At 64.1% G+C, this 19,544-nt stretch carries 18 protein-coding genes and 1 pseudogene; 12 read left to right on the plus strand and 7 right to left on the minus strand.

What is annotated here, in order from left to right; genetic code table 11:
* Positions 1–14: 14 nt before the first annotated feature.
* The 7 genes from Q2941_RS13300 (at position 15) to Q2941_RS13330 (ending at position 8,832) form a co-directional block, all read left to right on the plus strand.
* Entirely contained in the window at positions 15–1,661 is a 1,647-nt protein-coding gene (locus Q2941_RS13300; RefSeq protein ID WP_458192757.1) for an ABC transporter ATP-binding protein, read from the plus strand.
* A gap of 264 nt (positions 1,662–1,925) precedes the next feature.
* Complete coding sequence (locus Q2941_RS13305; protein WP_458192758.1) at positions 1,926–3,431, plus strand: M81 family metallopeptidase; 1,506 nt, start codon at positions 1,926–1,928, stop codon at positions 3,429–3,431.
* A 15-nt stretch (positions 3,432–3,446) separates the two neighbouring features.
* Positions 3,447–4,619 carry a M20 aminoacylase family protein gene (locus Q2941_RS13310; RefSeq protein WP_458192759.1) on the plus strand — a complete coding sequence of 391 codons (1,173 nt, stop codon included), beginning with the start codon at positions 3,447–3,449 and terminating at the stop codon, positions 4,617–4,619.
* Complete coding sequence (locus tag Q2941_RS13315) at positions 4,612–6,033, plus strand: amidase (RefSeq protein WP_458192760.1); 1,422 nt, start codon at positions 4,612–4,614, stop codon at positions 6,031–6,033. Before Q2941_RS13310 ends, Q2941_RS13315 begins: the two co-directional genes overlap by 8 nt.
* A gap of 139 nt (positions 6,034–6,172) precedes the next feature.
* Positions 6,173–7,063: a crotonase/enoyl-CoA hydratase family protein gene (locus Q2941_RS13320; RefSeq protein WP_027526418.1), complete on the plus strand. Its 891-nt coding sequence runs from the start codon at positions 6,173–6,175 to the stop codon at positions 7,061–7,063.
* Positions 7,060–7,731: an alpha/beta fold hydrolase gene (locus Q2941_RS13325; protein ID WP_027526417.1), complete on the plus strand. Its 672-nt coding sequence runs from the start codon at positions 7,060–7,062 to the stop codon at positions 7,729–7,731. Before Q2941_RS13320 ends, Q2941_RS13325 begins: the two co-directional genes overlap by 4 nt.
* A 480-nt stretch (positions 7,732–8,211) precedes the next feature.
* Positions 8,212–8,832 carry a hypothetical protein gene (locus Q2941_RS13330; protein ID WP_198031877.1) on the plus strand — a complete coding sequence of 207 codons (621 nt, stop codon included), beginning with the start codon at positions 8,212–8,214 and terminating at the stop codon, positions 8,830–8,832.
* A gap of 727 nt (positions 8,833–9,559) precedes the next feature.
* Here Q2941_RS13330 and Q2941_RS13335 read toward each other — a convergent pair.
* Together Q2941_RS13335 and Q2941_RS13340 are read right to left on the minus strand one after the other, a co-directional pair.
* The gene (locus Q2941_RS13335; protein WP_254111751.1) at positions 9,560–10,534 is read right to left on the minus strand and encodes an NADPH:quinone oxidoreductase family protein; all 975 of its coding nucleotides are present in this window, start codon (positions 10,532–10,534) and stop codon (positions 9,560–9,562) included.
* Positions 10,534–11,144: pseudogene (locus tag Q2941_RS13340) on the minus strand (DsbA family protein). Before Q2941_RS13340 ends, Q2941_RS13335 begins: the two are co-directional and overlap by 1 nt.
* A 128-nt stretch (positions 11,145–11,272) precedes the next feature.
* Between Q2941_RS13340 and Q2941_RS13345 the strand changes: the two are divergent.
* Together Q2941_RS13345 and Q2941_RS13350 are read left to right on the plus strand one after the other, a co-directional pair.
* Complete coding sequence (locus tag Q2941_RS13345) at positions 11,273–12,295, plus strand: methionine synthase (protein WP_458192796.1); 1,023 nt, start codon at positions 11,273–11,275, stop codon at positions 12,293–12,295.
* Positions 12,296–12,318: 23 nt separating this feature from the next.
* The gene (locus Q2941_RS13350; RefSeq protein ID WP_245288176.1) at positions 12,319–12,519 is read left to right on the plus strand and encodes a hypothetical protein; all 201 of its coding nucleotides are present in this window, start codon (positions 12,319–12,321) and stop codon (positions 12,517–12,519) included.
* Between the two features lie 94 nt (positions 12,520–12,613).
* Here the strand turns inward: Q2941_RS13350 and Q2941_RS13355 are convergent, their stop codons facing one another.
* The 4 genes from Q2941_RS13355 to Q2941_RS13370 are packed head-to-tail and all read right to left on the minus strand — an operon-like array spanning position 12,614 to position 15,383.
* A complete protein-coding gene (locus Q2941_RS13355) occupies positions 12,614–13,258 on the minus strand; it encodes a hypothetical protein (RefSeq protein ID WP_458192761.1) in 645 nt (214 codons plus the stop codon).
* Positions 13,258–14,070, minus strand: a complete 813-nt coding sequence (locus Q2941_RS13360; RefSeq protein ID WP_458192762.1) for a class II aldolase/adducin family protein — start codon at positions 14,068–14,070, stop codon at positions 13,258–13,260. The genes Q2941_RS13355 and Q2941_RS13360 overlap by 1 nt, the downstream gene beginning before the upstream one ends.
* A 19-nt stretch (positions 14,071–14,089) precedes the next feature.
* Positions 14,090–14,614, minus strand: a complete 525-nt coding sequence (gene gpt, locus Q2941_RS13365) for a xanthine phosphoribosyltransferase (protein WP_458192763.1) — start codon at positions 14,612–14,614, stop codon at positions 14,090–14,092.
* 31 nt (positions 14,615–14,645) lie between these two features.
* A complete protein-coding gene (locus tag Q2941_RS13370; RefSeq protein ID WP_458192764.1) occupies positions 14,646–15,383 on the minus strand; it encodes a competence/damage-inducible protein A in 738 nt (245 codons plus the stop codon).
* A 281-nt stretch (positions 15,384–15,664) separates the two neighbouring features.
* Here Q2941_RS13370 and Q2941_RS13375 point away from each other — a divergent pair, with 281 nt between their 5' ends.
* From Q2941_RS13375 to Q2941_RS13385, 3 genes are all read left to right on the plus strand, one after another.
* Entirely contained in the window at positions 15,665–17,083 is a 1,419-nt protein-coding gene (locus Q2941_RS13375) for a circularly permuted type 2 ATP-grasp protein (RefSeq protein ID WP_027526408.1), read from the plus strand.
* A 5-nt stretch (positions 17,084–17,088) separates the two neighbouring features.
* On the plus strand, positions 17,089–18,033 hold the full coding sequence (locus Q2941_RS13380) for an alpha-E domain-containing protein (RefSeq protein WP_458192765.1): 945 nt from the start codon (positions 17,089–17,091) through the stop codon (positions 18,031–18,033).
* A 139-nt stretch (positions 18,034–18,172) separates the two neighbouring features.
* Positions 18,173–19,015 carry a transglutaminase family protein gene (locus Q2941_RS13385; protein ID WP_027526406.1) on the plus strand — a complete coding sequence of 281 codons (843 nt, stop codon included), beginning with the start codon at positions 18,173–18,175 and terminating at the stop codon, positions 19,013–19,015.
* 116 nt (positions 19,016–19,131) lie between these two features.
* Here Q2941_RS13385 and Q2941_RS13390 read toward each other — a convergent pair whose 3' ends face one another.
* The gene (locus Q2941_RS13390; protein ID WP_458192766.1) at positions 19,132–19,518 is read right to left on the minus strand and encodes an SEL1-like repeat protein; all 387 of its coding nucleotides are present in this window, start codon (positions 19,516–19,518) and stop codon (positions 19,132–19,134) included.
* Positions 19,519–19,544 lie beyond the last annotated feature (26 nt).

Consider the following 19,544-nt stretch of genomic DNA (forward strand, 5'->3'; position numbering starts at 1 on the left):
GACGGAGTAATTTGATGACCAACACCGTCCTCGACATCAACAACCTCACCGTCTCCATCGGCAGGACGCCCAATGGCCCAAAAATCATCGACGGCATCTCCATCCAGGTCCGCGAGCGCGAGACGTTGTGCCTCGTCGGCGAGAGTGGCTCGGGCAAATCGGTGACCTCGCTCACCGTGATGGGCCTGTTGCAGAAGGGCTCGCTGACGCCGACCGGCGGCAGCGTCAAGCTCGTCGGCGAGGAACTCCTCACCGCGACCGACCGCCGCCTGCGACAGTTGCGCGCCACGCAAATGGCGATGATCTTCCAGGAGCCGATGACCGCGCTCAACCCGGTCGTTCACGTCGGCCGCCAGATCGACGAGGTCCTGCGCGCCCACACCAATCTCGACGCCAAGGCGCGGCGCAAGCGCATCCTCGAGATGATGGAGCAGGTGCGGCTGCCGCAGGTCGAGCGCATCTTCGCCTCCTACCCGCACCGCCTCTCCGGAGGCCAGCGCCAGCGCATCATGATCGCGATGGCGCTGGTGCTGGAGCCGAAACTGCTGATCGCAGACGAGCCGACCACCGCGCTCGACGTCACCACGCAGAAACAGATCCTCACCTTGATCCGCGACCTCCAGCGCGATCACGGCACCGCCGTGCTTTTCATCACCCACGACATGGGCGTGGTGGCCGAGATCGCCGACCGCGTCGCAGTGATGCGGCAGGGCCGCCTGGTCGAGACCGGCACGCTTGATGCCGTGCTGCGCAATCCAACCATGGAATACACCCGCAACCTGCTCGCCTCGGTGCCGAGCCTGGTGCCGCGCGCGGCACGGCCTGAGACCAAGGAACCGGTGGTGCTGGAGGCCAACGACCTCGGAAAAGTCTATCGCGAGCGCACCTTCTTCGGCAAAGGCCGCGAGGTGGTCGCCGCCGACAAGGTCACCCTCACCTTGCACAAGGGTCGCACGCTCGGCATCGTCGGCGAAAGCGGCTCGGGCAAGTCGACGGTGGCGCGCTGCATCGTCCGCCTGATCGACCCGACCTCCGGCGGCGTGCGCCTCGCCGGCCGCGAAATCTCCGACCTGTCGCGGCGGCTGCTCCAGCCGCATCGCCAGAAGATCCAGATCGTGTTCCAGGATCCCTACCGCTCCCTCAATCCGCGCGTCAGCGTCGGCGAAAGCATCGCGGAAGGCCCGATCAACTACGGCGTCTCGCGCGCCGATGCGCTGAAGCGCGCACGCGAGCTTCTGGAACTAGTCGGCCTGCCGGGCGATGCGGTGTCGCGCTATCCGCACCAGTTTTCGGGCGGCCAGCGCCAGCGCATCGCGATTGCGCGCGCGCTCGCGCTCGATCCCGACGTGCTGGTTGCAGATGAAGCGGTCTCCGCACTCGACGTCTCCGTGCAGGCACAGGTGCTGGAACTTCTGGATGAGATCCAGAAGCGGCTCGGCATCGCCATCCTGTTCATCACCCACGACTTACGCGTCGCCGCGCAGATCTGCGACGAGGTCGTCGTGATGCAGCACGGCCGCGTCGTCGAACAGGGCCCGGCGGCGGAGGTGCTGACGCACCCGAAGGAAGCCTACACCAAGTCCCTGCTCGATGCGGCACCGGGCCGCGGCTGGGATTTTGCCAATTTCCGGCCGGTGGAAGGCGCGGCGGCGAGCGCGTAGGCCGCACACTCCTTTCGTCATTCCGGGGCATCGCGAAGCGATGAGCCCGGAATCCGTAACCACCATCGTGAGTATGGATTCCGCGCCCAAGGGGGCGCGCCCCGGAATGACGACGGAGGCATTCGGCTGCGCTCTCCAAACACGGCGACATCCGCACCATTCCCAAAACGGCTTGAGGCCATGCGCGGCGCGATTGTCTGCCTTGCTTGCTCTTGCCGCAAAGGCGGGTAACGTCGCGCATCATTTGCGTTGGACCAGAATTGAATGACCCGTATCGCCGTCGGCGGCTTCCTGCACGAGACCAACACCTTCGCTCCGACGAAGGCGACGTTCGCGGACTTCCAGCACGGCGGCGGCTGGCCGGCGATGACGCAAGGCGCCGATGTGCTCAAGGTGATGCGCCGCATCAATGTGGGTCTCGCCGGTTTCGTCGAGGCGGCCGAGACCACTGGCTGGGAACTCGTTCCCACCATCGCCTGCGGCGCGAGCCCCTCGGCGCATGTCACCAGGGATGCCTTCGAGCGGATCGTGAAGGTGATGATCGACGGCATCAAAGCGGCCGGCCCGCTCGATGCGGTCTATCTCGACCTGCCCGGCGCGATGGTCACCGAGCATCTCGACGACGGCGAAGGCGAGATTCTCGCACGCGTGCGCCGCGTCATCGGTCCGCATGTTCCTCTCGTCACCAGCCTCGACCTGCACGCCAATGTCACGCCGGAGATGGTCGCGCACGCTGATGCGCTGATCGCCTACCGCACCTATCCGCATGTCGACATGGCCGACACGGGCCGCGCCTGCGCCAGGCACCTCGAGCTCCTCCTAAAGACCAAGCAGCGCTTCGCCAAGGCGTTCCGCCAGCTGCCGTTCCTGATCCCGATCAGCTGGCAGTGCACCAACGACCAGCCCACCAAGAGCATCTACGAAAAGCTCGCCGCGCTCGAGAGCGAAGCGGTGCCGACGCTGTCCTTTGCGCCCGGCTTCCCCGCCGCGGATTTCCGCGACTGCGGGCCGAGCGTGTTCGCCTACGGCAAGACGCAAGGAGATGCCGACCGCGCAGCGGAGGCAATCGTCAAACTGATCGAAAGCCATGAGGACGATTTCGACGGCAAGATCTTTTTGCCGGACGAAGGCGTGCGCCATGCGATGGAGCTTGCGAAGTGCGCGAGCAAGCCGATCATCATCGCCGACACCCAGGACAATCCCGGCGCCGGCGGCGATTCGGACACCACGGGCATGCTGCGCGCACTGGTGCGCAACAAAGCGAGCGCGGCGACCGGCGTGATCTATGATCCGGTCTCCGCCACGGCCGCGCATGCGGCCGGCGTCGGCGCGACCGTGGCACTGTCGCTCGGCGGCAAGTCCGGCATTCCCGGCGATGAGCCCTATCAGGAGACGTTCGTCGTCGAAAAGCTGTCCGACGGACGCTTCATCGCGCCGGGCCCCTATTACGGCGGCCGCGAGATGGAGATGGGTCCCTCCGCCTGCCTTCGCATCGGCGAAGTCCGCGTGGTCGTGAGCTCGCACAAGGCGCAGCTCGCGGATCAGGCGATGTACCGCTATGTCGGCATCGAGCCGACCGAGCAACAGATCCTCGTCAACAAGAGCTCGGTGCATTTCCGCGCCGACTTCGAGCCGATCGCCGCAAAGCTGCTGATCTGCGCCGCGCCCGGCGCGATGCCGGCGGATACCGCCTCGCTGCCCTGGACACGCCTGCGCCCGGGAATCCGCATCAAGCCGAACGGCCCCGTTTTCATTCCTCCATCACGCTAAGGGATCAAGGACAAGATGCCCACCATCGACCGCATCGACGGCTATGCCGACGAACTCACCGCCATCCGCCGCGACCTGCACGCCCATCCCGAGATCGGCTTCGAGGAGGTCCGCACCTCCGGCATCGTCGCCGACAAGCTGAAGAGCTGGGGCATCGAGGTGCATCGCGGCTTGGGGGGCACCGGCGTGATCGGCGTCATCAAGGGCAAGGGCTCGGGCGGAAAGCGCATCGGCCTGCGCGCCGACATGGACGCGCTGCCGATGGAGGAGAACACCAATCTGAAATGGCGCTCCACCATTCCTGGCCGCTTCCACGGCTGCGGCCATGACGGCCACACCACCATCCTGCTCGGCACCGCGCGCTATCTCGCCGAGACGAAGAATTTCGACGGCACGGTGCATCTGATCTTCCAGCCGGCCGAGGAAGGCCTCGGCGGCGCGCGCGCCATGATCAAGGACGGGCTGTTCGAAAAGTTTCCCTGTGACGAACTCTACGGCCTGCACAACGCGCCCGACCTCAATCTCGGCGAGGTCGCGATCCTGCCGGGACCCGCAATGGCCGGCGCCGACTTCTTCGACCTCCGCATCAACGGCTATGGCGCGCATGGCGCGATGCCGGAGCGCTCGAAGGACGCCGTGGTGATCGCAACCACGCTGGCGCAGGCCATTCAGACCATCGTCAGCCGCAACGTCGAGCCGCTCCAGGCCGCCGTCGTCTCGATCACCCAGATCCATGCCGGCTCCGCCTACAACGTCATCCCCGGCGAAGCCCATCTCTGCGGCACCGTCCGCGCCTTCTCCGATGAAGTGCGCGCCCTGATCCGCGAGCGCATGCGCACGATCTGCGCCGGCGTCGCCAGCGCCTTCCAGGTCGAGATCGAGGCCGACATCCGCGACGCCTTTGGCGTGCTGGTGAACCAGGTCGAGCAGTCCAAGGTGGTCGAAGAGGTCGCGCGCACCGTCGTCGATCCCGCCAAGGTCATCACCCGCACCCAGCCGAAGATGGGCAGCGAGGATTTTGCCGACATGCTGCAAACCATTCCCGGCGCCTATTTCTGGGTCGGGCATGACGGCTCGGTGCCCGTGCACAATCCCGGCTACGTGCTCGACGACAAGATTTTGCCGATCGGCGCCAGCATGTTCGCCCGCATCGTCGAATCCCGCATGCCGGTCGGTGGCCATGCATAAACCGCGCGCCGACGAGAACGTCACCTCGCTGCACGATCTGTCCGCGGTCGATCTGATCGCGGGCTACAAGGCCAGGCAGTTCTCGCCGAGCGAGGTGCTGGAGGACGTGATCGCGCATGTCGCGGCGTGGGAGCCGCATCTCAAGGCGCTCTACGCCTACAATCCCGACGGCGTGCGCGAGGCCGCAAAGGCCTCGACCGCGCGCTGGTCCGGCGGCGAGCCGTCCGGTCCGCTCGATGGCGTGCCGGTCACGGTGAAGGACAACATCGCGACCAAGGGCGTGTCCGTGCCGCTGGGCGCGGCGAGCGTGAAGCTCGTGCCGGCGGCGAAGGACGCGCCGCCGGCCGCGCGCCTACGCGAAGCCGGCGCGATCATCTTCGCCAAGACCACCATGCCCGATTACGGCATGCTGTCGTCGGGTCTTTCCAGCTTCCATGCGCTGGCGCGCAACCCTTGGGACCTCTCGAAAAATCCCGGCGGCTCGAGCGCGGGTGCCGGCGCCGCAGCGGCCGCCGGTTACGGGCCCCTGCATCTCGGCACCGATATCGGCGGCTCGGTGCGGCTGCCGGCCGGCTGGTGTGGCCTCGTCGGCTTGAAACCGAGCTTTGGCCGCGTGCCGATCGATCCGACCTATGTCGGCCGTGTCGCAGGTCCCATGACCCGCACGGTCGACGATTGCGCGCTGATGATGAGCGTGATCGCAAAGCCCGACCGGCGCGACGGCATGAGCCTGCCGGCCGACACCATCAACTGGAAGACGCTGGAGAAGTCGCCGCGCAAGTTGCGCATCGGCCTGATGCTCGATCTCGGCGTTGGCCTCCCGCTGGAGAAGCCGGTGCGTGACGTCGCGGTGAAAGCCGCGAAGGCGTTCGAGTCCGCCGGCACTGTCGTCACCGAGGTCGACGGCATCTTGACGCGCGAGATGCTCGATGGCCTCGACAATTTCTGGCGCGCGCGGATGTGGGACGATCTCGCGAAACTCTCGACCGAAGACCAGGCCAAAGTGCTGCCCTACATTTTCAAATGGGGCGAGTCCGGCGCAAAGCTCTCCGGCGTCGATGTGATCCGCGGCTTCAACCAGACCATGGCGATCCGCGCCGCCGCGGCAAAGCTGTTCTGCGAGCTCGACTACGTGATCTCGCCGACGGCGCCGAACGTCAACTTCCCGGCGGAGCTCGCCTCGCCTACCAACGATCCGATGAAGCCGTTCGAGCACATCTGCTATACCGTGCCGTGGAATATGTCGGAGAACCCGGCGATCTCAGTCAATGGCGGCTTCGACGCCAAGGGCTTTCCGATCGGCGTGCAGATCGTCGGCCGCCGCTTCGACGACATCGGCGTGCTCGGCATGGCCAAGGCGTTCGAGGGACTGCGCGGTGCGCAGCGGCCCTGGCCGAAGCCGCCGAAGAAATAACCCTTCCGTCATTCCGGGGCGCGCGCCAGCGCGAACCCGGAATCTCGCGCCACATCTCCAGATTCCGGGTTCGATGCTTCGCATCGCCCCGGAATGACGTGCTAGGTATCAAGACAAGAAACGAGGGAAGGAAACCACCATGGCGTATGAGACGATCAAATACGAGGTCGCCGACGAGATCCTCACCATCACGCTGAACCGTCCGGACAAGCTCAACGCCTTCAACGCCAAGATGCAGGCGGAGCTGATCGAGGCGTTCGACGCCGCCGACAAGGACGACAACATCCGCGCCATCATCGTCACCGGCGAAGGCCGCGCCTTCTGTGCCGGCGCCGATCTCTCCTCCGGCGCCGACACCTTTGACCGCGACGCGCGGCGGGGACCGGTGAAGCGGCTTGCGAGCGGCCAGGTCGATTACAGCGATCCGCAGGTGCGCGATGGCGGCGGCCAGGTCACGCTGCGCATCTTCAAGAGCCTGAAACCCGTGATCGCCGCGGTGAACGGGCCTGCGGTCGGCATCGGCGTCACCATGCAGCTTGCGATGGACATCCGCATTGCCTCGGAGGCGGCGCGCTTCGGCTTCGTGTTCTCCCAGCGCGGCATCGTGCCGGAGGCAGCGTCGAGCTGGTTCCTGCCGCGCCTCGTCGGCATCTCGCAGGCGCTGGAATGGTGCTACACCGGCCGCGTTTTCCCGGCGCAGGAAGCCCTCGCCGGGCGGCTGGTGAGCAAGGTGCTGCCGCCGGATGACCTCCTGCCGACCGCGCGCGCGCTCGCCAAGGAGATTGCAGCCAAGACCGCGCCGGTGTCGATCGCGCTGATCCGCCAGATGATGTGGCGCATGATGGGCGCCGACGATCCGATGGAAGCGCACAAAGTCGACAGCCGCGGCATCTATGCCCGCGGCCGCTCGGACGATGTCAAGGAAGGCGTGACGTCGTTCCTGGAGAAGCGCCCCGCGCAGTTCAAGAACAAGGTGTCGAGCGACATGCCGGACTATTTTCCGTGGTGGACGGAGCGGGAGTACAAGTGAGCCTGGAGCCGACGAAGCCGCAAGACGGCGTCGTCCTCCTGCACGGAATCAGCAGGACGGCGCGCTCGTTTCGCAAGATGGAGATTGCGATCGAGCGCGCCGGCTACGCAACGCTCAACCTCGACTACGCCAGCCGTCGCAAGGCGCTTCAAGAGCTCGCGGATGACATTCATCCCGCGATCGAATCATTTGCCGGCTCAGTAAACGGCTCCGTGCATTTCGTCTGCCACTCCATGGGCGGCCTCCTGGCACGCGTCTATCTCGCGCGGCACCGGACGCAAAACCTCGGGCGCGTCGTGATGCTGGGGACGCCCAACGGCGGCAGCGAGATCGCCGACCGACTGATGGGCTCTTTCCCCTACCGTGCCTTCTTCGGCCCGGCCGGACAGCAACTCGGCACCTATCGCGACGCCGCAACCACGGCGCTGCTGCCGCCAATCAGCTATCCCCTCGGCATTATCGCCGGCGACCGCTCGATCTATCCGGTGGCGGGCGCCTTGCTGCCGCGCCCCCATGACGGGCGGGTCTCGGTCTCGAACACCACGGTCGACGGCATGGCCGACCATATCGTTGTACACGCGTCGCATCCGTGGCTGATGCGAAATGACGAGGCGATCGCCGCGACCATCGCCTTCCTGCAGAACGGATGTTTCCCGACGGATTCGTGATCGTAGGCTGGGTTAGACTAGCTTTGGTCTCTCAGGAGGTTGTCCATCTGGTCTGAACCGAGGAAGCTGAGGTTGCGAAGCTTCAGTGTTCCAAGGAGAGACCAGATGAACGTCCACAAGAGAAGAAGCTCGACGAGATCGCGCCACGACGCACACGCGACGAGGTGATCGACGTGCCGTCGATGCGAGCAGTGAACTGACGGCATGTCCGCTTTCGAGGGTGGAGCGGAAATCTTGTGCTCGACCTTGGTATTACGGCCTATGCCCCTCAACGGACATTACTTTCAATTAACCGAGAACACACGATGGCTTAGCGTTCTCGGGACTACCTAGGCGGCTTGATCAATGCTCTCGATCGAATAGCAACCTGCAATCCGGACAGGCGTTAGGTGCCATCACCGCGCGGACCCCTGTCAGTATTGGTGATGAGATCGCCCGTCAGGCGCTCCCGCCTCACTCTAGCCTTGGAAAGAGTGCGCCATGCGACGACGCTCACAGCCCCATACATTTGAAGAGAATCCGAACGCGGAGAAAGCCCGCTTCGAAGCTGCGTCGCCGCAGAGCTCACCATCATCGATCATGCCGCAGGATGCGGACCATGACATGTATCTTGTACTACTGGACGCCTTTGGGACATGGGTAGGCCGCGCCTGGGGCGAGACCGACGATGATGAGGGTACGTATCGCGAGATGCTAATCCGCGACCTCTTGGACGGCGCGTACAGTCATCCGGTGCGCATCGTCGCCTTCAACACCGCCGACGGATGGTCGCGCAATATCACGACCGAAATCGCTGCCGAGTTGAAGCAGCGCAGAGACGAAGGGGAGAATATCCCCGCCTCCGTACAACATTTGCTGGAAATGGCTGGCAACTCACGGGTACTAAACCAAAGGCCGAATCCGGCGCGAGAAATGGCAATGGACAGCGCGAAGCACTGCCAAGATAAGGCGGCGGAATGCCTTCGCATGACCAAAAAGTCGAAGTGCGACGAAGAGGCTATGATTCTGAGGAATATTGCTCAAAGCTGGTCAAGACTTGCGGGCCAGATCGACCGATACAACGCGGTCCTGCGCGAACAAAGCCGCATAGTCCGAAAGTAAGGCGGCGGCCTCTTTAATTCGGCGAATGTCACGTGTTGGCCCATCTGCGACCTCGTGCGACGTCCGCTTTGCTGCTGTTGAGGGCATAGCGGACATCGTTAAAAGGGGCCGGGGCGGGGTCAGAAAAGTAGAACCCCCGGAGGGTTCCGAACGCGGCGGCGGTCGCACCTTAGTCCCCGTAAGTTACGGAATTTAATCCTAGAATGAAATTCTCTCGATATGCTACGCTTTGTTTGCCCCTCCCCAACCAAGGCGCTCGCAATACAGGATTGCAAGGTCTGCTTGTGAAAGTGCCTTGAGATACTCGATGTCATCGGCGTCTTTCATCCACTCAAGCAACTTTTCACGGGGGGTAGATTTGTCGAGCCGGGATTTCCTTTCCTTCTGCATCCGGGATTAAGTAGGTCTCCCCAAAGCGCAGCCTTGGCGGCGCACCTTCAGGCGCGAACGCAAACTCTGGATTTTCGCCGTCACGTTCGGCGACGAGCAGCAGCGTATGCCCGTGTCGGTGAGCTTCGCTTTCATGATGCAGTCTCTCAGGGTTGCGTGTCAGCTTGCGCTAACAAAAACGGCGATACAGTAGGGTACGCTGAGAGACGGCAAGATAGAGGCGAGATACGCCAGAAAGCCTGTAACCGTAAGGGTTTACGTGTCCCACACCGTATCAGGCCGTCACACCGCGTATCTCAAAAAATATTTAGCTTCGCTAAACCCACCCTACGCAGCATCAATCCATTACCAGCGCCACGCGCCCGATCGCCTTGCGATCGATCAGCAATCGCATCGCCTTCGCATAGTCCTCCAACGGCAGGCGATGCGAGACGTTAGGGCGCAGCCCATCCTCGGCCCATTGCAACAACGCCGCCAAACGGACCTGTCCGAGCGCCGGATTTCTTCGCACGGCTTCGCCGGCACGCACCCCCAGCACGCTCGCGCCCTTGATCAACAGAAGATTGGTGCGCGCAAGTCCAATACCGCCAGTGAAGCCGATCACCAGCACGCGCGCGCCCCAGGCGATGCAGCGTAGGCTGCTTTCGAAGACTTCGCCGCCGACAGGATCGAAAACCACGTCGGCGCCTCTGCCGTCCGTGATACGTTTTACGGCGTCGCGAAACGGTTCACGCGAATAGAGCACCAGGTGATCGGCACCCTTTGCTTTCGCGATTTCAAGCTTTTCCTCCGAGGAGGCACAGGCAATCACGGTGGCGCACAGCAGCTTGCCCATTTCAACCGCTGCAAGCCCAACACCGCCACCGGCGCCGTGCACCAGCAACACCTCACCAGCTTGGAGTCCGCCGCGATCGATCAGCGCGTGATAGGCGGTGCCGTGGCCGGCGAGGAAGGTCGCGCCTTCCGCGTAGTCGAATGTCGACGGCATCGGTACCAATTGCGAGCTCGCCACGGCGGCCTCGTCGGCATACGCGCCGTAGCGCATCTTCACGATGACCTTGTCGCCGACGGCGATGCCGCGCGCCGCAGCATCGACCTCGGTCACATCGCCTGCGGCTTCCACACCCGGCGTGAACGGCAGCTCGGGCTTGAGCTGATATTCGCCGGCCGCCATCAGAATATCCGGAAAATTGAGCCCGGCGGCGCGGATCGCAACCCGCACCTCGCCCTCCCCAAGCGGCCGCGACGGGAATGTTTCGAGCCGCAAGCTTTCGGGCGGTCCGAGCTCGCGGCAAACGACAGCCCGCACCATCAGGCCGCACTCGCCTTGCGGCGAAGCAGCGCTTCGCGGATCAAAGGCAGCCGGTCATTGCCGAAATACATGTCGGTCTTGTCGAGAAAGATCGTCGGCGAGCCGAAGCCACCGCGCGCGCGACGACCTCTTCCGTGTTGGCCTTGAGCTGATCCTTGATCGCCTGCTCGGAAATGCCGGCGAAGAGTTGTTGCGCGTCGACGCCGACCGTCCTGCAGATGTCTGCGAGCACCGCGTCCTGCGAGATATCCTTGTCCGCGCCCCAATAGGCCTCGAACACCGCGGTCGCGAACGGCAGCATGTCTTTGCCGAGCCAGATGCAGCCGCGCATCGCCTTCACGCTGTCCACCGGGAAAACCGTCGGCGGCATCTTGATCGACAGGCCCGCCGAGCGCGCCCAGTCGCCGAGGTCCTTCAGCATGTAGCGCGCCTTCAGCGGCACCGGCATTTCACGCTGCGCATAGACGCTCGGATTGACGCTGTTGAAGATGCCGCCGACCAGGATCGGCCGCCAGGAAATCTCGACGCCGAGCTCCTTTGCCAGCGGCTGGATGTTGTGGAAGGCGAGATACGTCCAGGGGCTGGAGCAGTCGAAGAAGAACTCGATCATGGGGTTTCCTTTGTCTCCATTTGTTCCCTGTCGAGACCGCCGGAATATGAGCCGACTTTTGTTGTTCTGTACCTCGACGTTAAGACATGGCAGGAAGGTGCGCAATGATATCAGATACGGAGGGCGCCATGCTGTTTCCGACCACCATCGCCGGCTCCTTGCCGAAACCGGAATGGCTCGCCGAGCCGAACATGCTCTGGGCGCCCTGGAAGTCGAAGGGGAACGAGCTCCTGCGCGCCAAGCGCGACGCGACGCTGATCTGGCTGAAGATCCAGGAAGACGCCGGCATCGACATCGTCACCGAGGGCGAGCAGGCGCGGCAGCATTTCGTGCACGGTTTTCTCGAGAAGATCGAGGGCATCGACTTCGCGCACAAGGTCGAGATGGGAATCCGCAAGGATCGCTACAAGGCGATGGTGCCGCAGGTGGTCGCGCCGTTGCAGCTCAAAGATCGCGTCCACGCCTTCGAGGCGCGCGTGGCGCGGACGCACACCAAGAAGAAGCTGAAATTCACCCTGCCCGGCCCGATGACCATCATCGACACGATTGCCGATCGCTACTACGGCGATCGGGTCAAGATGGCCTTTGCGTTCGCCGACCTCCTGAACGCGGAGGCCAAGGCACTGCAGGCCGACGGCGTCGATCTCATCCAGTTCGATGAGCCCGCCTTCAACGTCTACATGGACGAGGTCAACGACTGGGGCATCAAGGCGCTGGAGCGCGCTGCCGAGGGCCTCACCTGCACGACCGCCGTGCACATCTGCTACGGCTACGGCATCAAGGCCAATACCGACTGGAAGGAAACGCTCGGGAGCCAATGGCGGCAGTATGAGCAGATCTTCCCCGCGATCGACGCGAGCTCGATCCAGCAGGTTGCGATCGAATGCCGCAATTCCAAGGTGCCGCTCGATCTGCTCGCGCTGTTGAAGGGCAAGATCGTTCAGGCCGGCGTCATTGATGTCGCCAGCGACACGGTGGAGACGGCGGACGACGTCGTTCAGGTGATCGACGCGGTGTCGAAATTCGTGCCCAAGAGCAACATCATCGCGACGACCAATTGCGGCATGGCGCCGATGCGGCGAGAGATCGCGGAAGCCAAGCTGATGGCGCTCGGCGCCGGCGCTGCGCTCGCGCGCGAGAGGCTGAGTTGATGCGGCTTGCGTGCAGCATCGGATTGCTGGCAGCGCTTGCGCTGCCGGCGCACGCCGAGGATCGTTCCGTGCTCGTCAATTGCAAGGCGATGGTGGAGCGCGCCGCGAAGGATACCGGCACGGCAAGCGATGCGGAGTTCGCCCGCTGCCGCCAGGTGATCCGCGAATGGGCCCTGCGCGATGCGCGGATGACAGTGGACGAACAGGGACGGCCGCTGCGCTAGAGTCACAAGCACACTGCGTTCCCTTCCCCCTTGCGAGGAAGGGTTGGGGAAGGGGTGCCACAAGCGCTGACCTCACCCGGGGCTACCCCCCTCCCTAGCCCTCCCCCGCAAGGGGGGAGGGAACGGTCCTTGCGCTGGGATGCAGTGTAGCCTCGTAACCGGCGTGCAGTGCGCGCAGCGTCGACGGCGGTGTCAGCAGCATTGCTTCGTCGAGCTCACGCTTCGCTTCCACATAGCCCGCCGGCGACCACAACAGCACCCTGCCCTGCGTGACCAGAAAGCTTTCCTCGCCTTGGCTCACCATTGCGCCGACCGGAAGCTGGTCGAGCGGCATCAGCAGCGCATGCAGTCGTTTCTGACCGTGATCGAGTCGCTCGTGGTGCAGCACCGTGTCGATGTCGTGCATGCGCGCATCATGCACGCGATTGCCTTTCTCCCATGCGGCCCGGAAGCGATTGGCATCGTCGCGGCGGCAATAGAAACAGGGACGATGTCCGGCAGCAAGCGCGGTGGCCTCGTCCAGGAAGAACAGCTCGGTCCAGCTCTGCGTCGCCATCACCTCGCGGCGACGGCCGCGGAATTCGCACGTGCAGGTCAACCAGGCCGGCGTCGACCAGCGCTTTTTGAGCAGCGTCTTCGTCGCGGGATCATGGATGATGCCGCGGTTGCCCGTGAACATGCCGCGATGTGGGGCGGCGATGATTTCGCCCGTCGGCATGACGCGGTTTTGCAGCGGCACTATTTTGGTGGCGCCGCGGTGACGCGCATTTTCCACAGGTTCCAGACACGGTCGAGAACCTGCAGATTGATCGCATCGGCCTTGGCGCCCTCCGCTGTCGTCAGATAGTTCACCTCGCCGCCAAGCGCGATCGCCTGCGACTGCAGCCGCGCGTTGACGTCGGTGTAGTAGGCGCGGAAGACCGCGACTCTCACGGACGGGCCGACGGTGACATCACCATGGCCGCGCATCAGCACCACCGACTTGTCGGCGAGCGCGAGCGCCAGTCCCTTGCCGATAGCCGAATTGCTGACCAGCATGTTGGTCTCGCCGAAGTCTTTGCGGATGTCCCAGACCGGCGCACCCGCGGCGAGGAACGCCGCGTTGTGGAAGACCGGGCGCAGCGCAACCTGGCTGATCGTGAACGGGATCACGCCAGGCGAGTGCGTGTGCACGACCGCCATCACATCGGGACGGGCCTTGTAGATCTCGCTGTGAATGAAGCGCTCCAGGAAGACGCTACGCCCCTTGGCATCCACGGCATTGCCGTCGAGATCGAACTCCATGATGTCGTCGGCGCTGACGAGCGCCGGCGCCAGCGAGCGCGACATCAGGAAGTGATCGGGATTTTTGGGATCACGGGCGCTGACATGGCCAAAGCCGTCGAGCACGCCGAGGTCGGCGAGAACGCGGCTGCCGACCACGATGTCCTCGATCACGGCAGGGTCGAGAGCCGAGGCCTGGCGATCCTGGCATCGGGCCTCAGCCGCAAGCAGTGTCCCTGCGAACGCGACGACGACGCCGAACCATGCCAACCGCGCACGTCCGGCCATCGTGATCGGCTCCCGTGGCTTACGCCGCACCGTCGCGGAGCGGCGGGTGATAGGACAGCGCTGTGTCCCAGGGGAAGAAGATCCAGGTGTCCTGCGAGACTTCCGTAATAAAGGTGTCGACCAGCGGGCGGCCCTTGGGCTTGGCGTAGACGGTGGCGAAATGCGCCTCCGGCAACATTTCGCGGACCAGCTTGCCGGTCTTGCCGGTGTCGACGAGGTCGTCGACGATCAGAAGCCCCTTGCCGGTGCCGCCGCCGAGCTTTATGGCCGCGTCGGAAATGCCCTTGAGAACCTGCAAATCACCCTGCTTGTCGTGGTCGTAGCTGGCGATGCAGACGGTATCGATCACGCGCACACCGAGCTCGCGCGCCACGATCGCGGCCGGCACCAGGCCGCCGCGGGTAATCGCGATGACCGCGTGGAACGGGCCGACCTCGTTGAGGCGCCAGGTCAGTGCCCGACAGTCCCGGTGAAACTGGTCCCACGAGACCGGAAAGGCCTTGCCGGCCCGCTCCTGCGCACTCAGTTCCGGTGCCTCACCCATCGTCGTCTCCATTCCTCGCAATCGTCTTCTGCTAGCGGGTGATGCTCAATCCCGCCAGCATTTCCTTCACCGCTGCCATTGCTGCTGCCAACTTCTCCGGATCGCGCGAGCGTACCACCAGATTGGTGTTCGGCTTCTGCTCCTCGTCCATGAAGGGATAGCTGCCGATGATGGTGTCGGGATGGGCGCCGGCGATTGCACGCAAGGGGCCGCCGATGTCGCCCTCCCGCGCATTGGCACGGACCGATTCGGAGAGCATGCGCACGCCGGATTTCAGCTTGGGCGAGACGATATCCATCATCGCCTGCATGATCGACGGCACGCCGGCCATCACGATGACATTGCCGATCTTGAAGCCGGGGGCGAGAATGGTCGCGCTCTGGATCAGCTCGGCGCCGTCGGGGATGCGGGCCATGCGCAGGCGGGCTTCGTTCAAATCCTGCTCGCTCCAGCGCTCGCGGAAGCGGGCGACCACCTCGGGGTGATGATCGATACCGACGCCGAAGGCCTTTGCGACGCTGTCGGCGGTGATGTCGTCATGGGTCGGCCCGATGCCGCCGGTAGTGAAGACATAGGTGTAGCGATGCCGCAGCGCATCCAAAGCCGCGATGATGTCGGGCTCGTCATCGGAGACGACCCGGACCTCCTTCAGGTCGATGCCGATATTGGTCAGGTATTCGGCGATGAAGCCGATATTCTTGTCCTTGGTCCGGCCGGACAGGATCTCATCCCCAATGACCAGAATGCCCGCCGTGACGATCTCGCTCATAAACTTGTCCCTCACCTGTAGCGTCGACTTTGCCGAGGTAACGCGTTGAAGTCACGCGGTTTTGCTGCCGAAATAAGCAGTCCTCAGCCATTTTTTCAGGCACCTTTCCGGCCATGTCAGGCAAATGCCCACAGTCCATGCTTATCGCGCTGGCCCGGCCCTTGCTACTACCGGGGTAAGTCATGCACTCTCGCAAGCATGGCCACAGGACGTTGCGGTCTTCACCAAGACCTAGACGACCTGACCAGTGGCGCAACGCCTGGGGAGAACAGTCGGGATCTATGGCAGTCGCGTTTGACGAAATGAACATTCCCGGCGGGGACCTGCGCCCCGCCTATCAGGAGCTGGCACGCTGGCTCGAGGAGACGCCTCCCGAGGCGCTCGAATATCGCCGCCAGGAAGCGGAGCTCCTGTTCCGCCGGATCGGCATCACCTTCGCGGTCTATGGGGATTCCGAGTCCACGGAGCGGCTGATCCCGTTCGACGTGATTCCCAGGATCATGTCGGGCAAGGAATGGGCGCTCCTGGAGAAGGGCCTCAAGCAGCGCGTTCGCGCGCTGAACATGTTCCTGCGCGACATCTATCATGGTCGCGATATCCTGCGCGCCGAGGTCGTGCCCGACGACCTGATCTTCCACAACCCGGTGTTCCGGCCCGAGATGAACGGCCAGCAGGTGCCGCACGACGTCTACGTGCACATCGCCGGCATCGACATCGTCCGGGTCGACGCCAACGATTTCATCGTGCTGGAGGACAATGCGCGCACGCCGTCCGGCGTGTCCTACATGCTGGAAAACCGCGAGATCATGATGCGGCTGTTTCCAGACCTGTTCGCCCGCCACAGGGTGGCGCCGGTCGAGCGCTATCCGGATGAGCTGCTGGCCGCCTTGCGCTCCGTCGCGCCGCTCAGTGCCTCGGCCGAGCCGACGGTCGCCCTGCTCACGCCCGGCGTCTACAACTCCGCCTATTACGAGCACTCTTTCCTCGCCGACAAGCTCGGCATCGAGCTCGTCGAGGGCAGAGATCTCATCGTCAAGAACAACGAAGTGTTCATGCGCACGACGGAGGGGTTGAAGCGGGTCGACGTGATCTATCGCCGCGTCGACGACGACTTCCTCGATCCACTCACCTTCCGCCCCGACTCCGTGCTCGGCGTGCCTGGGCTGATGTCGGCCTATGCGGCCGGCAACATCACGCTCGCCAACGCCGTCGGCACCGGGATTGCCGACGACAAGGCGATCTACTCCTACATGCCGGACATCGTGAAATTCTACCTCGGCGAGGAGCCGATCCTGAAGAACGTGCCGACCTGGCGCTGCCGCGAGCCGAAGGACCTCGCCTATGTGCTCGACAACTTAAGCGAGCTCGTCGTCAAGGAGGTGCACGGCTCCGGCGGCTACGGCATGCTGATCGGCCCCGCCGCGACGAAAGCGACCATCGAAGCCTTCCGCGAGAAGCTCAAGCGCGAGCCCGAAGGTTTCATCGCGCAGCCGACACTGGCGCTGTCGACCTGCCCGACCTGCACCGCAAGCGGCCTCGCGCCGCGCCATGTGGATTTGCGGCCCTTCGTGCTGACGGGCAGCAAGCGCACCACCATCGTGCCGGGCGGGCTCACCCGCGTGGCGCTGAAGGAAGGCTCCCTGGTCGTGAATTCGAGCCAGGGCGGCGGCACCAAGGACACCTGGATACTGGACGAGTAGAGAGAATGCTGTCGCGTACCGCCGAAAACCTCTACTGGCTCGCCCGTTATGTCGAGCGCGCCGAATATCTCGCGCGCACCATCGATGCGACGCTGCGTGTCACCGCTCTGCCGGCAACCTATGTCGGCAAGACTAACGAATGGGACTCGGCGCTGCTCACCGCCGGCGTCGCCGCAAGCTTCTATCAGAACTATGAGGAAGCCAACGAGCACAACGTCATCGACTATCTCTCGTTCTCTTCGACCAACCCGTCCTCGATCAGGAACTGCATCGAAGCGGCGCGGCTGAACTCGCGCTCGGTGCGCACTGCGCTGACCAGCGAGATGTGGGACACCATCAACTCGGCCTGGATCGAGCTCCAGGCCGTCTGGAGCAAGGGCGCCTCGACGCGCGAGGACCTGGCAAAATTCCTGCGCTTCGTGCAGGAGACATCGCTGCGGTTCGACGGCTCGGCCTACCGGACCATGCTGCGCAACGATGCCTACTGGTTCTCGCGGCTTGGCCTGCATCTGGAACGCGCCGACAACACGGCGCGCATTCTCGACGTCAAGTACCACCTGCTGCTGCCGGAGGAGGAACACGTCGGCGGCCCGCTCGACTTCTATCAGTGGAGCTCGATCCTGCGTTCGGTCTCGGCGCTCACCGCCTATCACTGGGTCTATCGCGAAACGTTGAAACCCTGGCTGATCGCGGACCTCTTGATCCTCAACGACACGCTGCCGCGGTCGCTGGCGAGCTGCTACGGCAATCTCGTGCGCAATCTCGACCAGATCGGCGTCGCCTATGGCCGCCAGGGCCCGGCCCAGCGCCACGCCCGCGGCATCCGCAACCGGCTGGAACACTCCAACATGAACGACATTTTCCAGCACGGCGTGCATGAATTCATTCAGGAATTCATCGCCGACAATTCAAGGCTGGGCGAAATCGTCACGAAGCAGTATTTGATTTAGCCGAACAGGGACCCACCTCAGCCCTCGTCATTCCGGGGCGCGCGCAGCGCGAACCCGGAATCTCGAGATTCTCTGGGGCGCAATTGCGCACCATAGCTCGGTCCTGCGGACCGCCCCGGAATGACGGAATCAAAACACCATGCGCCTGCGAATCCAGCACACCACGACCTATCGCTACGAGCCGGCGGCAACGAGCGTGATCCAGATCCTGCGCATGACGCCCGGCAGCCATGACGGGCAATATGTGGCGGAATGGCAGATCGACGTCTCCACCGACACCAAGCTCGACATGCACGAGGACGCCTTCGGCAACGTCACCCATGTGCTGTCCTGTGGCCCCGTCGCCGACATCAAGATCAGCGCCGAAGGCCTGATCGAGACCCACGACACCGGCGGCGTGCTGCGCGGCGCCGACGAGCGCTTTCCGTCGGGGCTGTTCCTGCGCTCGACCGAGCTCACCGCGGTCAATCCGGCGATGGCGAGCTTCGCGCGCCAATTGCGCAGCGAAGCCGAGAGCGACACGCTCGGATTCCTGCACGCGCTGATGTCGGAGGTCAGCGAGCACATGACGTTCGACGAGGACCCGACCAACAGCGGCACCTCGGCGGTCGAGGCGTTCACGCTCAAGCGCGGCGTCTGCCAGGACTATGCGCACATCTTCATCGCCTGCGCCCGCACAGCCGGCGTGCCGGCGCGCTTCGTCTCCGGCCATTTCCTGCGCTCGGACGGCACCGTCCACCAGGACGCCGGCCATGCCTGGGCGGAAGCCTTCGTGCCTGATTTGGGTTGGGTCGGCTTCGATCCCGCCAACTGCATCTGCTCGACCGATGCCCATGTCCGCGTCGCGATCGGGCTCGACTATCTCGGCGCCGCCCCGGTGCGCGGTACCCGCTATGGCGGCGGCGCGGAGACGCTGACGGTCGCGGTGAAGGTGGATCAGGCCGGACGTTCCGGACAGTCGCAATCGCAGTGGCAGGGATAGTTGTCTAGCTCGTCATTCCGGGGCGCGCCTCTTGGCGCGAGCCCGGAATCTCGCGCCCCAATCTCGGGATTCCGGGTTCGATGCTTCGCATCGCCCCGGAATGACGGCGCTGGAAATCAGTACTCGCAATTCCTGTAGTCGGACGTCTCGCAGGCCTGCATCATCTCTTTCGCGCGCGCCGTGTCTTCCGGCGTCATCGTCGCGGAGACGGTCCTGAGCTCCGCCTTGGCCGTGGCATCACCGCGGGAAGCAGCCAGGCTCAGCCACATGAAGGCGTGCGCCGAGCTTTTCGTCACACCCTGCCCGCGCTGATACATCGCGCCCAGCATGGCTTGTGCCTTTGCATTGCCGGCCTTCGCCATGCCGCGGAACACGTGGATCGCCGGCACATAATCGCCGCGGTTGTAGGCAGCCATGCCGTCCTCCCACGGGCCGGCCATGGCCGCAGAGCTCGTCATGCCCAGCACAGCCGCAATCAGGCTGCCGATCACCAGCTTTCTCATCGCCCGCTCCCTCGTCCCTCACCTGC

It is taken from the genome of Bradyrhizobium sp. UFLA05-153, from assembly GCF_054185185.1.

Bases quoted from the DNA above. Each gene is read 5' to 3' on its own strand.
- Q2941_RS13300 (WP_458192757.1), top strand. From the start codon at position 15: ATGACCAACACCGTCCTCGACATCAACAACCTCACCGTCTCCATCGGC.
- Q2941_RS13305 (WP_458192758.1), top strand. From the start codon at position 1,926: ATGACCCGTATCGCCGTCGGCGGCTTCCTGCACGAGACCAACACCTTC.
- Q2941_RS13310 (WP_458192759.1), top strand. From the start codon at position 3,447: ATGCCCACCATCGACCGCATCGACGGCTATGCCGACGAACTCACCGCC.
- Q2941_RS13315 (WP_458192760.1), top strand. From the start codon at position 4,612: ATGCATAAACCGCGCGCCGACGAGAACGTCACCTCGCTGCACGATCTG.
- Q2941_RS13320 (WP_027526418.1), top strand. From the start codon at position 6,173: ATGGCGTATGAGACGATCAAATACGAGGTCGCCGACGAGATCCTCACC.
- Q2941_RS13330 (WP_198031877.1), top strand. From the start codon at position 8,212: ATGCGACGACGCTCACAGCCCCATACATTTGAAGAGAATCCGAACGCG.
- Q2941_RS13335 (WP_254111751.1), bottom strand. From the start codon at position 10,534: ATGGTGCGGGCTGTCGTTTGCCGCGAGCTCGGACCGCCCGAAAGCTTG.
- Q2941_RS13345 (WP_458192796.1), top strand. From the start codon at position 11,273: ATGCTGTTTCCGACCACCATCGCCGGCTCCTTGCCGAAACCGGAATGG.
- Q2941_RS13360 (WP_458192762.1), bottom strand. From the start codon at position 14,070: ATGGCCGGACGTGCGCGGTTGGCATGGTTCGGCGTCGTCGTCGCGTTC.
- gpt (WP_458192763.1), bottom strand. From the start codon at position 14,614: ATGGGTGAGGCACCGGAACTGAGTGCGCAGGAGCGGGCCGGCAAGGCC.
- Q2941_RS13370 (WP_458192764.1), bottom strand. From the start codon at position 15,383: ATGAGCGAGATCGTCACGGCGGGCATTCTGGTCATTGGGGATGAGATC.
- Q2941_RS13375 (WP_027526408.1), top strand. From the start codon at position 15,665: ATGGCAGTCGCGTTTGACGAAATGAACATTCCCGGCGGGGACCTGCGC.
- Q2941_RS13380 (WP_458192765.1), top strand. From the start codon at position 17,089: ATGCTGTCGCGTACCGCCGAAAACCTCTACTGGCTCGCCCGTTATGTC.
- Q2941_RS13385 (WP_027526406.1), top strand. From the start codon at position 18,173: ATGCGCCTGCGAATCCAGCACACCACGACCTATCGCTACGAGCCGGCG.
- Q2941_RS13390 (WP_458192766.1), bottom strand. From the start codon at position 19,518: ATGAGAAAGCTGGTGATCGGCAGCCTGATTGCGGCTGTGCTGGGCATG.